9 protein-coding genes and 1 tRNA gene are annotated in these 12,756 nt (G+C 69.0%); 8 read left to right on the top strand and 2 right to left on the bottom strand.

The genetic code is table 11. The annotated features are described in order from the left end of the window. The first annotated feature begins 155 nt into the window (after positions 1–155). The 6 genes from eno (at position 156) to ACGFSA_RS17185 (ending at position 7,243) form a co-directional block, all read left to right on the top strand. On the top strand, positions 156–1,442 hold the full coding sequence (gene eno / locus ACGFSA_RS17210) for a phosphopyruvate hydratase (protein ID WP_393304960.1): 1,287 nt from the start codon (positions 156–158) through the stop codon (positions 1,440–1,442). A gap of 217 nt (positions 1,443–1,659) precedes the next feature. Continuing rightward, positions 1,660–2,130, top strand: coding sequence for a septum formation initiator family protein (locus ACGFSA_RS17205; protein WP_393304958.1), 471 nt, complete (start codon positions 1,660–1,662; stop codon positions 2,128–2,130). A gap of 81 nt (positions 2,131–2,211) precedes the next feature. Then, complete coding sequence (locus ACGFSA_RS17200; protein ID WP_393304956.1) at positions 2,212–2,745, top strand: DUF501 domain-containing protein; 534 nt, start codon at positions 2,212–2,214, stop codon at positions 2,743–2,745. Between the two features lie 75 nt (positions 2,746–2,820). After that, complete coding sequence (locus ACGFSA_RS17195; protein WP_393304954.1) at positions 2,821–3,762, top strand: exopolyphosphatase; 942 nt, start codon at positions 2,821–2,823, stop codon at positions 3,760–3,762. Positions 3,763–4,260: 498 nt separating this feature from the next. Further along, complete coding sequence (locus ACGFSA_RS17190; RefSeq protein WP_393304952.1) at positions 4,261–5,646, top strand: NAD(P)/FAD-dependent oxidoreductase; 1,386 nt, start codon at positions 4,261–4,263, stop codon at positions 5,644–5,646. A gap of 292 nt (positions 5,647–5,938) precedes the next feature. Further along, entirely contained in the window at positions 5,939–7,243 is a 1,305-nt protein-coding gene (locus ACGFSA_RS17185; RefSeq protein ID WP_393304950.1) for a class I SAM-dependent methyltransferase, read from the top strand. An 86-nt stretch (positions 7,244–7,329) separates the two neighbouring features. On the opposite strand, the gene ACGFSA_RS17180 is transcribed toward ACGFSA_RS17185, so the two are convergent. Further along, entirely contained in the window at positions 7,330–9,858 is a 2,529-nt protein-coding gene (locus ACGFSA_RS17180) for an ABC transporter permease (RefSeq protein WP_393304948.1), read from the bottom strand. A 58-nt stretch (positions 9,859–9,916) separates the two neighbouring features. After that, a complete protein-coding gene (locus ACGFSA_RS17175; protein WP_266984854.1) occupies positions 9,917–10,687 on the bottom strand; it encodes an ABC transporter ATP-binding protein in 771 nt (256 codons plus the stop codon). A gap of 690 nt (positions 10,688–11,377) precedes the next feature. On the opposite strand from ACGFSA_RS17175, the gene ACGFSA_RS17170 reads away from it, so the two are divergent. Next, positions 11,378–11,463 (top strand) — tRNA-Leu (locus tag ACGFSA_RS17170). Between the two features lie 147 nt (positions 11,464–11,610). Then, a complete protein-coding gene (locus ACGFSA_RS17165; RefSeq protein ID WP_393304946.1) occupies positions 11,611–12,498 on the top strand; it encodes a Bax inhibitor-1/YccA family protein in 888 nt (295 codons plus the stop codon). The last annotated feature ends 258 nt before the right edge of the window (positions 12,499–12,756 follow it).

Genomic DNA, 12,756 nt, shown 5'->3' with positions numbered 1-12,756 from the left:
TCTGGACCTTTGCCCCGCTATGAGTGCCCTCGGGTCCTTTTTCGTCCCAGGAGGCGGGCGGTCGGCGGACCGAGGCGGCCCAGCCGGTTAGGCTCTTGTCGCAAGGCCAAAGCGACCCTGCACAACCAGCGTCATATCCCAGAAGGAGATGCCTCGTGCCGTCCATCGACGTCGTCGTAGCCCGGGAAATCCTCGACTCCCGCGGAAACCCCACGGTCGAGGTCGAGGTTGGCCTCGACGACGGCAGCACGGGCCGTGCTGCTGTGCCGTCCGGCGCCTCCACCGGTGCGTTCGAGGCCATTGAGCTTCGCGACGGTGACCCCAACCGCTACCAGGGCAAGGGCGTCGAGAAGGCCGTCCTCGCCGTGATCGAGCAGATCGGCCCGGAGCTCGTCGGCTACGACGCCACCGAGCAGCGGCTGATCGACCAGGCCATGTTCGACCTGGACGCCACCGAGAACAAGGGCTCGCTCGGCGCCAACGCCATCCTCGGCGTCTCGCTGGCCGTCGCGCACGCCGCGTCCGAGGCCTCGGACCTGCCGCTGTTCCGCTACCTCGGTGGCCCGAACGCGCACCTGCTGCCCGTCCCGATGATGAACATCCTCAACGGTGGGTCGCACGCCGACTCCAACGTGGACATCCAGGAGTTCATGATCGCGCCGATCGGTGCGGAGTCCTTCTCCGAGGCCCTGCGCTGGGGCGCCGAGGTCTACCACACGCTGAAGAAGGTCCTGAAGACCAAGGGCCTGTCGACCGGCCTCGGCGACGAGGGCGGCTTCGCGCCGAACCTGGAGTCGAACCGCGCCGCCCTGGACCTCATCCTCGAGGCCATCAAGGAAGCCGGTTACGTCCCGGGCAAGGACATCGCGCTCGCGCTCGACGTCGCCGCCTCGGAGTTCTACAAGGACGGCAAGTACGAGTTCGAGGGCAAGTCCCGCTCGGCCGCCGAGATGACCGAGTACTACGAGGAGCTCGTCTCCGCGTACCCGCTGGTCTCCATCGAGGACCCGCTGTACGAGGACGACTGGGCCGGCTGGAACGTCATCACCCAGAAGCTCGGCGCCAAGGTGCAGATCGTCGGCGACGACCTGTTCGTCACCAACCCGGAGCGCCTGGCCCGCGGCATCGAGGAGGGCTCCGCCAACGCCCTGCTCGTCAAGGTCAACCAGATCGGTTCGCTGACCGAGACCCTGGACGCCGTCGAGCTGGCCCAGCGCAACGGCTTCAAGTGCATGATGTCCCACCGCTCCGGCGAGACCGAGGACGTCACCATCGCCGACCTCGCCGTCGCGGTGAACTGCGGCCAGATCAAGACCGGCGCCCCGGCCCGCTCGGACCGCGTCGCCAAGTACAACCAGCTGCTGCGCATCGAGGAGATCCTCGACGACGCGGCGGTGTACGCGGGCCGCTCCGCGTTCCCGCGGTTTCGCTCTGCGAACTGATCAGCACAGCGCTCTGCGAACTGATCAGCTCAGCGCTCCGCGAACTGATCAGCTCAGCGCTCCGCGAACTGATCAGCTCAGCGCTCCGCGAACTGATCAGCACGGTAAGGGCTGATGGCAGGCCCGGTACCGGGCAAAGGCCCTGGCCTCCGTCCGTCCCCGCACTCGGTCCCGTACCGTGTGCGGGGACGGACGTGCGTAGTGGGGAGGCGGAGACATGGCCGCGAAGGACCGGGACCGGTTCTCCACCGCGACCCGGCTGCGACTGCTCGGTGAGCAGACCGCCGCCCGCGTCTACCGGTCCCAGAACCGCCGCCAGGCCCGCCGCTCACGGCTCACCGGCCGGGCCGCGTTCCTCGCCCTGGTCGTCTGCTCCCTGGTGGTGGCGCTCGCGTACCCGATGCGGCAGTACGTGTCGCAGCGCGACGACATCGCCGACCAGGAGCGGCTGGCGCAGGAGGCCGAGAAGCACACCGAGGAGCTGCGCGACGAGAAGGCGCGGCTCCAGGACGAGGCGTACATCCGGCGGCTGGCCCGGGAGCACCTGCACTACGTGCGTCCCGGGGAGACCAGCTACACGGTGACCGACCCCGACGCGGCGAAGGAACGCAGCGGAGGGGCGAAGGAAGCCGACCGGCCGTGGCACTCCAACCTGTGGGACGGCGTGGACAGCGCCGACCGCAACTGACTTCTCATTTCCCTGTTCACCTCGTCTCCGCAGCACCGTGCGGAGCCGTAGTTCACGCATCCGAGTAGATCCAAGGCAGGCATGGAAACGCCCCCTCCCCACACCGAGTCCACCACACCCACCGAGGCGGACATCGCCGCGTTCCAGCAGCAGCTCGGCCGCCCGCCGCGCGGGCTGCGCGCGATCGCGCACCGCTGCCCGTGCGGCAACCCGGACGTGGTCGAGACGTCCCCGCGGCTGGAGGACGGTACGCCGTTCCCGACGACGTACTACCTGACGTGCCCGCGCGCGGCTTCCGCGATCGGCACGCTGGAGGCGAACGGCGTCATGAAGGAGATGACGGAGCGTCTGGCCACGGACCCGGAGCTGGCGGCTGCCTACCGTGCCGCGCACGAGGACTACATCGCCCGGCGCGACGCGATCGAGGTGCTGGAGGGCTTTCCCAGCGCGGGCGGCATGCCGGACCGGGTGAAGTGCCTGCACGTGCTGGTGGGGCACTCGCTGGCGGCGGGGCCGGGCGTGAACCCGCTGGGCGACGAGGCGATCGCCATGCTGCCGGAGTGGTGGCGCAAGGGGCCCTGCGTGACGCCGTGCGGCGCGCCGGACGAGGGCTGACCGTTCCCCCCGGGGGCTCCGCCCCCGGACCCCCGCTCCTCAATCGCCGGAGGGGCTTGATTTCTAGGAGCACCCATGACCCGCGTGGCCGCCATCGACTGCGGTACCAACTCCATCCGTCTGCTCGTCGCCGACGCGGACCCGTCCACCGGTGAGCTCACCGAGCTCGACCGGCGGATGGAGATCGTCCGGCTCGGCCAGGGCGTGGACCGCACCGGCCGGCTCGCCCCCGAGGCGCTGGAGCGGACCTTCGCCGCCTGCCGCCAGTACGCGGCCGTCATCAAGGAGTACGGCGCGGAGAAGATCCGCTTCGTCGCCACCTCCGCCTCCCGCGACGCGGAGAACAGGGACGAGTTCGTACGCGGCGTACTGGACATCCTCGGCGTCGAGCCCGAGGTGATCAGCGGCGACCAGGAGGCCGAGTTCTCCTTCGACGGCGCCACCAAGGAGCTCGCGGGCAGCGAACACCTGCCGAAGCCCTACCTGGTGGTGGACATCGGCGGCGGTTCCACCGAGTTCGTCGTCGGCGACGACCGGGTCCTGGCCGCGCGGTCGGTGGACATCGGCTGCGTACGGATGACCGAGCGCCACCTCGTACGCGACGGTGTCGTCACCGACCCTCCCACACTGGGTCAGATCACCGCGATCCGCGCGGACATCGACGCCGCTCTCGATCTGGCCGAGGAGACCGTCCCGCTCACCGAAGCCGCCACGCTCGTCGGCCTCGCCGGCACCGTCACCACCGTGGCCGCGATCGCGCTGGGACTGGAGGAGTACGACTCCGAGGCGATCCACCACTCCCGGATCTCCTTCGAGCAGGTCCAGGAGATCACCGGTCGGCTCGTCACCTCGACCCACGCCGAGCGAGCCGCGATCCCCGCGATGCATCCGGGGCGGGTCGACGTGATCACCGCCGGGGCGCTCGTCCTGCTGGGTGTGATGAAGCGGACCGGGGCCCGCGAGATCGTCGTCAGCGAGCACGACATTCTCGACGGGATCGCCTGGTCCATCGCGTAGGGCAGGACCTAGCCGGGAGGCCGTCGGCAGTTCGCTCGAAAGGGCGCCCGAAAGGCTGTTCGCGGGGGTGCGGCAAGAGGCGCCGAAAAGGCGCTCATGCGCACTCTCGCCTGCACCTTTGAGTCGACGGGAGCCTCTCCGGGACCTCTTCGGGAGACACTTCGCGACGAAGTTCGTGAACTTCTTCACAAGGAATTCGTTCCCTTGACGCGCACTTCTGCTCCGTACGGGCCCCGTGACCGTCCGCGGACCGGCTCGCTGCGCGTGCGGGATGGTTCCGGACGTGTTGCCGCGGTGTCGATCGAAGGGGTGCTTCGCCCCGCTCGCGGGGCTCAAGGGCCAGCTCACAAGCGGTGAACAACGTTCGCCGCTGCGCCGTGGTTCCCCTGTGGCGCCATGACCTCGCTCACGGGGGCGGCGAAGTGTAGCAGAGGGTGGGCGATATCTTGTGAAGGGGCTCACGAGCATGCCCCCCGAGGGGGGTGGATACTCGATGGCATGAGCACCACGGAGCGTCCCAGGATCCTCGTAGTAGGCGGTGGGTACGTAGGCCTGTACGCAGCTCGGCGCATTCTGAAGAAGATGCGCTACGGAGAGGCGACCGTCACGGTCGTCGACCCCCGGTCGTACATGACCTACCAGCCCTTCCTCCCCGAAGCCGCCGCAGGCAGCATCTCGCCTCGGCATGTCGTCGTCCCGCTGCGACGCGTGCTGCCGAAGGCCGAGGTTCTCACCGGCCGCGTCACGACCATCGACCAGGACCGCAAGGTCGCCACGGTCGCGCCGCTGGTCGGCGAGGCCTACGAGCTGCCCTTCGACTACCTCGTCATCGCGATGGGCGCCGTCTCCCGTACCTTCCCGATCCCCGGCCTGGCCGAACAGGGCATCGGCATGAAGGGCATCGAGGAGGCCATCGGCCTGCGCAACCACGTTCTCGAGCAGCTGGACAAGGCCGACTCGACGACCGACGAGGACGTCCGCCGCAAGGCGTTGACGTTCGTCTTCGTGGGCGGCGGCTTCGCCGGTGCGGAGACCATCGGCGAGGTCGAGGACATGGCCCGCGACGCGGCGAAGTACTACACGAACGTGAAGCGCGAGGACATGCGCTTCATCCTCGTCGACGCCGCAGACAAGATCCTTCCCGAGGTCGGCCCGAAGCTGGGCACCTGGGGCCGGGAGCACCTGGAGTCCCGTGGTGTCGAGGTCTTCCTCTCGACCTCCATGGACTCCTGCGTCGACGGTCACGTCGTCCTGAAGAACGGCCTCGAGGTCGACTCCAACACCATCGTGTGGACGGCCGGCGTGAAGCCGAACCCGGCGCTGGCCCGCTTCGGCCTGCCGCTCGGTCCGCGCGGTCACGTGGACACGTCCGAGAAGCTCCAGGTGCAGGGCACCGACTACATCTGGGCCGCGGGCGACAACGCCCAGGTTCCGGACATGGTCGGCCGCAAGGCCGGTAACCCGAACGCCTGGTGCCCGCCGAACGCCCAGCACGCGCTGCGTCAGGCCAAGGTCCTCGGCGACAACGTCATCTCCGGGATGCGCGGCTTCCCGCAGAAGGAATACAGCCACGCCAACAAGGGTGCGGTCGCCGGTCTCGGCCTGCACAAGGGCGTCGCGATGATCGTCATGGGCAAGATGAAGATCAAGCTCAAGGGCCGTCTCGCCTGGTACATGCACCGTGGCTACCACGGCATGGCGATGCCGACCTGGAACCGTAAGATCCGGATCTTCGCCGACTGGACCCTTGCGATGTTCCTCAAGCGCGAGGTCGTCTCTCTCGGCGCCATGGAGACGCCGCGCGAGGAGTTCTACGAGGCCGCCAAGCCGGCCCCGGCTCCGGCCGCCGCCAAGACCGAGGGCGAGAAGGCCAAGGCCTCCTGACCCGGGCTCCGGTCCGCCGGATCCTCTCCGTACGACGCCCGAAGGGGCCGCCCGCCATCCGTGGTGCGGGCGGCCCCTTCGTCGTGTCCGGAGCCCGGGAGCGACCCCCCGGCACATATGTGTGGTGTGCAGGCATTTTGCCGTTCCGTTGCGCCACTGCGGGATGGCGTTGGCGCCGGAGAGTGTTCACGGGGGTGTACCTCGTCGTGGCACCACGGGTACATGGCGTGGTTCGAGGCATGTTTGGGCATGTTTGGGCTCGTTGGGAAACACCATCACGGAGGTGTACGCCATGGCAGACGCCGCGTTGCGGCTGAACGCTCTCGCCGAGGAGTTGCTGGGAGAACCTTTGCCGGTCCGGATCCGGGCCTGGGACGGCAGCGAATCCGGACCGCCCGGCGCCCCCGTTCTCGTCATCCGGAACCGCCGCGCGTTGCGCCGACTGCTCTGGAAGCCGGGCGAACTGGGCCTGGCCCGCGCCTGGGTGGCCGGCGAACTCGACATCGACGGCGATCTCTACGAGACGCTGGATCTGATGGCCGGACTGCTCTGGGAGCGTGGCGTGGACGCGAAGGACACCGTCCACCCGATCCGGAACCCAAAGCTCCGGGCCGCCGCCCGGAGCCTGCTGAACCTGGCGGGACCCTGGCCGCCGCCGCCCCCGCCCGCCGAGGAGGTCCGCCGCCGCACCGGCCCCCTCCACACCAAGCGCCGCGACAAGGAGGCCATCAGCCACCACTACGACGTGGGCAATGACTTCTACGAACTGGTCCTCGGCCCGTCCATGGTCTACTCCTGCGCCTACTGGGAGGACGGCGGAAGCCTGGAGGACGCCCAGCGCGACAAGCTCGACCTGGTCTGCCGCAAGCTCGCGCTGAAGGAGGGCGACCGCCTCCTCGACGTCGGCTGCGGCTGGGGCTCCATGGCCATCCACGCGGCCCGCGAGTACGGCGCCCAGGTCACCGGGGTGACCCTCTCCGTCGAACAGGCCGCATACGCCCGCAAGCGCATCGCCGAGGAAGGTCTGACCGACCGGATCGAGATCCGGGTCCAGGACTACCGGGACGTCAGGGACGGCCCGTACGACGCCATCTCGTCGATCGGCATGGCCGAGCACGTCGGCTCGGTCCGCTACCGCGAGTACGCCGACGACCTCTACGCCCTTCTCAAGCCGGGCGGCCGGCTGCTCAACCACCAGATCGCCCGCCGCCCCGAACGGGACGAGTCCGCGTACCACGTGGACGAGTTCATCGACGCGTACGTCTTCCCCGACGGCGAACTCGCCCCGTTGGGCCGGACCGTCGCCACCCTCGAGGAGGCCGGCTTCGAGGCCCGTGACGTCGAGTCGATCCGTGAGCACTACGCACTGACCCTGCGCCGCTGGGTCGCCAATCTGGAGAAGCACTGGGACCGGGCGGTCACGATGACCTCGCCCGGCCGGGCCAGGGTCTGGCGCCTCTACATGGCCGCCTCCGCCCTGTCCTTCGACCACAACAGGATCGGGGTCAACCAGATCCTCGCGGTGCGCCCGGCGGAGGGCGGGGCCTCCCGCATGCCACTGCGGGCCCGCGAATGGAAGGCGTCCGCGACCGGCTGACACCGGGACGGACCGAGGGCCGGTACGCGCAGCTCCAGACTGCGCGTACCGGCCCTCGGCCGTGGTGTCCCGGTGCCGGCCGACCGCTACTCGGTCTTGATGGCCGTCAGCATGTTCAGCTTCGCGGCGCTGCGGGCCGGCCAGAGCGCGGCCAGCACACCCACCAGTCCTGCCAGCGCCAGGAAGAGCGCGATCCGGTCCCACGGGATGACCAGGGCGTAGCCCGGGATCGAGGTGGCCAGCGTCTTGCCGATCGCCCAGCCGAGGAACATACCGAGAGCGACACCGATCATCGCTCCGAAGAGCGAGATGACCACGGCCTCCAGCCGGATCATGCGCTTCACCCTGCGCCGGTCCAGACCGATCGCTCGCAGCATGCCGATCTCCTGCTGACGCTCGAAGACCGACATCGCCAGGGTGTTGACGACCCCGAGCACCGCGATGATCAAGGCCATCGCCAGCAGCCCGTACATGATGTTCATGGCGAGGTTGATGGAGCCGCCGAACATGTTCCGGATGTCCTGGCGGTCCATGATGCTCATCGCCGGGTTGTCACCCAGCGCGTCCACCAGCGCCTGCTCGTTGGCCTTGCTGGTGCCCCCGTCCATCTTCAGCCAGACCCCGGGGATGTGCGGATGGGCCTCGTGCGGCGCCGCCAGCGTCGTCGAGATCAGGATCTGCGAGAGGAACCCGTTGTCCTCGAAGACCGCGCCGACCTTCAGATCGTCCGTCTTCCCGTCGTCGTAGGTCACCGGGAGGGTGTCGCCGGTCTTCCAGCCGTTGTGCTTCGCGGCCTTCTCGGAGACCGCGATCTCGCCGTTGCCGAGCGAGTCCACCGAGCCGGAGACCGTCTTCAGCGTGAAGATCCTCTCGACATCGCCGGGGGTGACCGCGGTGGCGGAGTGGAATGTGCCCTTGACCCGGAGCGAGGCGTCCTGCTGCGGCGAGACGGCGGAGACCCCGTCGGCCTTCTGCAGGGCGGTGAGCGCCGACTTGTCGAGTGTGTCGTGGCTGGCCATCGACACCATGTAGTCGGCCTTGACGTCGTCCGTCGTCATCCGGTCGATCGCCTGGCCGAGGGTGACGCCGAGCACCGAGATACCGGTGACCAGGGTGAGACCGATCGCCAGCGCGGAGGCGGTGGCGCCGGTACGCCGCGGGTTGCGGACCGCGTTCTGCGAGGCGAGCTTGCCGGAGACGCCGAACAGCCGCTCGAGCAGTGGGCGGACCAGTGCGATGACCGGCCGCGACAGCAGCGGGATCAGCACGATGACACCGATCAGCGTGAGGAAGGCGCCGAGGCCGATGACGGACTGGCCGGCCGACCCGGACATCGCCGCACCGCCCACGATCGCCGCGCCACCGAGCAGGGTCAGCACCGCGCCGATCGAGTTGCGCAGCACGAGGGACTTGACGGTCGCCACCGCGTGCACACTGCTCATCGCCGCCACCGGCGGGATCTTCGCGGCCCGGCGGGCCGGCAGCCAGGCGGCCAGCACGGTGATCAGGACACCGACGCCGAACGAGGCGACGACGGCGGTGGGCGAGACCACCAGCGGTCCGGCCGGGATCTTCCCGCCGATCAGGGTCATCGCGGAGCGCAGCCCGGTGGCGAGACCGATACCGAGCAGGAAGCCGATGACGGATGCGATCACGCCGACCACGGCGGCTTCGACGAGCACGGAACGCTTGACCTGGCGGCGGGACGCGCCGACGGCGCGCAGCAGCGCCAGCTCCTTGGTGCGCTGGGCGACCAGCATGGTGAAGGTATTGGCGATCAGGAAGATGCCGACGAAGAGGGCGATGCCCGCGAAGCCGAGCAGCATCGTGTTGAGGCTGCTCAGGCCGGTCTCGATCTGCTTGGCCTGCTTGTCGGCGAGGCCCTTGCCCGTCTGGGCAGTGGCGTCCTTCGGCAGCAGCGGCTCCACCGCGTCCAGCAGCTTCCGGTCGGAGACGCCGGCTGCGGCAGAGACGGTGACGTCCTGGAACCAGCCGGGCCTGAGGTAGAGCCGCTGGGCGACCGGGGTGTCGAAGAGGACCAGGCTGCCGCCCGCGTTGACCGCGCCGTCCTCGGTGGTGAAGACACCGGAGAGGGTGTACTCCTTCACCGGCCCGTTCGTGGCGACCCGTACTTTGTCACCGACGTGGTACTTGCCCTTCTTCGCGGTCTCCTTGTCGAGCGCGATCCGGTCGGCCGCGTCCGGGCCCGTGCCGTCGGTGAACGTGTACGCGGCGTCCTTGCCGTTCTTTCCCGGGGAGTAGTTCCCGCCGGTGTTCGACCAGCCGTTGCCGATCAGTTTGCCGTCGGGGTCGGCGACCCCGGCGAAGCCGGAGACCCGGCCGGTGGCGGTGTCCACACCGTCCAGGCCCTGGATCTTCTTCAGCGTGGCGGCGTTGACGCCGGACGCCTTCGGGTCGCGCTGGTCGGCGTGGGTGGTGACGGCGACGGCGACGTTGTCGTAGCTCTTCGCCGACTGGTTGCGGAGGGCGTTGCCGAGGGTGTCGGTGAAGACCAGGGTGCCGGAGACGAAGGCCACGCCGAGCATCACGGCGAGGACGGTCATCAGCAGCCTGGCCTTGTGCGCGAGCACATTGCGCAGGGCAGTACGGAACATGTCTGTCAGTCCTGGGAGGGGGAGGGGTTCCGGAAGGGGGCGCGGGGGCGGTCCGTACTCAGCTGGTACGGCCCTTGGCGTCGAACGCCTTCATCCGGTCGAGAACCCCGTCCGCGGTGGGGCGCATCATCTGGTCGACGATCGCCCCGTCCGCCAGGAAGATCACCCGGTCCGCGTAGGAGGCGGCCACCGGGTCGTGGGTCACCATCACCACGGTCTGCCCCAGCTCGCGCACGGAGTTGCGCAGGAAGCCCAGCACCTCGGCGCCGGAGCGGGAGTCCAGGTTGCCGGTGGGCTCGTCACCGAAGATGATCTCCGGCTGCGAGGCGAGGGCGCGGGCCACCGCGACACGCTGCTGCTGGCCGCCGGAGAGCTCGGTGGGCCGGTGCTTCAGCCGGTCGGAGAGCCCCACCATCTCGATGACCTTGCGCAGCCACTCGGCGTCGGGCTTGCGGCCCGCGATGTCCATCGGCAGCGTGATGTTCTCCGCCGCGGTCAGCGTGGGCAGCAGGTTGAACGCCTGGAAGATGAAACCGATCTTGTCCCGGCGGAGCTGGGTGAGCTGCTTGTCCTTGAGGGAACCGAGCTCCGTCTCGCCGATCCGTACCGAACCGCTGCTGAAGCTGTCGAGACCGGCCACGCAGTGCATGAGGGTGGACTTGCCGGAGCCGGACGGGCCCATGATCGCGGTGAACTCGCCCTGCGGGAAGTCCACGGTGACCCGGTCCAGGGCCTTCACCTGGGTCTCGCCCTGTCCGTAGACCTTGGACAGATCCGTGGCGCGGGCAGCCACCGCGGTGGCGCGGTGAGCGGTGGAGGTGATGGTCACGGGGACACTCCTGTTCAGGGCTTCGGTTCGGGGGTCCGGAAGCGGACTACTCCATCGTCGGCGCTGATCAGCTGCCGGTCGTCAGCCCCCGTGCCCGTTCCGGAGGGCCACTTGAGTCGCACCGGAGGGGCGATTCGTCCTCCTCGGGTATGACACCGCCCCTGAGCCGGTCGTACGTCGAACCGATTCCTCCGCGGCGCGCACACCCGGATCCGAAGATCACACAGAGTGAGGGTCGGGCTGACCGGACGCGGCGCCCCACTCACCCCTCGCACGACTGTGCCGACGCATGACCGCGTCGCTCGATCGGCTGATTCCGCCCGACGGGGCGGACGATTCAGGATGTGCGTCGCAGACCCGGGGTCGGCGCTGTGATCCAGGTGACACGTGTGTGTCCGCGGCCCCGCGGGTGCCGGAGATCGCTCCGGGAGCGAGAAGCGCCGGTGAGGCCGTTGCCCGGCGGGTGGCGGGCCCATGGCGCGCAGGGCCGTCCCGGGGAGGCGAGTTTCCGTCATTCCCGATTGCGGGTCCGGGTGCCCACCGCCCCGCCCAGGTATGTGAGTATGCCTTCCACGCTGTGCTGACGGCCCCTCAAGCGGTCAATAAAATAAGACAACATCGCGCCACCGTTCCGCTGATCGGGGGACACCCCCGGATAGGGTCAGGTGCCGACGTGGAGCCGCGCGCCAAGCCCGGATGGTGGAATGCAGACACGGCGAGCTTAAACCTCGCTGCCCCTCGGGGGCGTGCCGGTTCGAGTCCGGCTCCGGGCACCACTGCGTCGTTCAGCGACGGTGCCGATTCACCCGACGTTACTTCAGTGGTCAACCTTCATAAAGATCCTCCTCTGGCACGAGGGTGATCCTTTTGCCTACCCATTACTCTTGTGGCAAGGCCACGCAGGGTGGCCATGAAGGAGTGAGATGAGGAGCAGCAACCCGGTCTTCTCGCGACGGGGGTTCAGCCGCGACAACGGCTACGCGGGCTTCAACGCGGCGCCGCAGGCCGGGGCCGCTACCGCGAGCGCCAACCCGTACGCGCAGGGCACCGCCGCCAACCCGTACGCCACCAATCCCTACGCCCAGCCGGACGCCCAGTACGGCGCCCCGCAGGCGCCCGCGCGCACCGGCGCGATGACGATCGACGATGTCGTCTCGCGTACGGCGCTGACGCTGGGCACCGTCGTTCTCACCGCGGCGCTCGCCTGGGCGCTGCTGCCGGTCGACCCCGCCAACATCGGCAAGTCGTACGGCATCGCGATCGGCGCCGCCCTGGTGGCCTTCGTCCTGTCGCTGGTCCAGTCCTTCAAGCGCCGGCCCGTTCCGGCGCTGATCATCGCGTACGCGGCCTTCGAGGGCATCTTCCTCGGGGTGATCTCCAGCGCGGTCAACGCCGCCCTGGGCATGGACGTCGTGGTGCAGGCGGTGCTGGGCACCATGTGTGTCTTCGCCGGCGTGCTCGTCGCGTACAAGATGCGCTGGATCCGCGTCACCCGTCGTTTCTACGGCTTCGTGATGGCCGCCGCCGTGGGCTTCATGCTCCTGATGGTGGTCAACCTGCTGTTCTCCGTCTTCGGCGGAGGTGACGGCCTGGGCTTCCGCACCGGCGGTCTCGGCATCCTCTTCGGCGTCATCGGGATCATCCTCGGCGCATGCTTCCTGGCCCTGGACTTCAAGCAGGTCGAGGACGGCATCGCGTTCGGCGCCCCGCGCGAGGAGTCGTGGCTGGCGGCCTTCGGCCTCACCATGACCCTGGTGTGGATCTACCTGGAGATGCTGCGCCTGTTCTCCATCCTGAGCGGCGACGACTGACCGTACGCACGCTCCGCCCGACGGAAACGGCCCGCAGGCTCACCGCCTGCGGGCCGTTTCCGTCGGTCCGGGTGCCGCTCGCCTAGAGCAGCTTCCGCGCCGCCCGCCTCAGAGCCTGTCGGGTGGCCGGTCATGCGTGAAGCGTGACGGTCGCGATCTGCCTTCCGGGCATGGCGACGGCCCCGGAATGATCACGTGGTGTGTGCCAGTGCGAAAACTCCGAGGCCGTCAGCGGCCCATGCTATCCGTCCAGCCTGA

The organism is Streptomyces sp. NPDC048496 (genome assembly GCF_043200055.1).
Classification (GTDB): Bacteria; Actinomycetota; Actinomycetes; order Streptomycetales; family Streptomycetaceae; genus Streptomyces.
This window is presented reverse-complemented; position numbering and strand designations above follow the sequence as displayed.

What these genes read in the sequence shown, in the direction of transcription:
- ACGFSA_RS17205 (WP_393304958.1), top strand. Translation starts at nt 1,660, where the DNA reads ATGGCCGCGAAGGACCGGGACCGGTTCTCCACCGCGACCCGGCTGCGA.
- ACGFSA_RS17200 (WP_393304956.1), top strand. Translation starts at nt 2,212, where the DNA reads ATGGAAACGCCCCCTCCCCACACCGAGTCCACCACACCCACCGAGGCG.
- ACGFSA_RS17195 (WP_393304954.1), top strand. Translation starts at nt 2,821, where the DNA reads ATGACCCGCGTGGCCGCCATCGACTGCGGTACCAACTCCATCCGTCTG.
- ACGFSA_RS17190 (WP_393304952.1), top strand. Translation starts at nt 4,261, where the DNA reads ATGAGCACCACGGAGCGTCCCAGGATCCTCGTAGTAGGCGGTGGGTAC.
- ACGFSA_RS17185 (WP_393304950.1), top strand. Translation starts at nt 5,939, where the DNA reads ATGGCAGACGCCGCGTTGCGGCTGAACGCTCTCGCCGAGGAGTTGCTG.
- ACGFSA_RS17180 (WP_393304948.1), bottom strand. Translation starts at nt 9,858, where the DNA reads ATGTTCCGTACTGCCCTGCGCAATGTGCTCGCGCACAAGGCCAGGCTG.
- ACGFSA_RS17165 (WP_393304946.1), top strand. Translation starts at nt 11,611, where the DNA reads ATGAGGAGCAGCAACCCGGTCTTCTCGCGACGGGGGTTCAGCCGCGAC.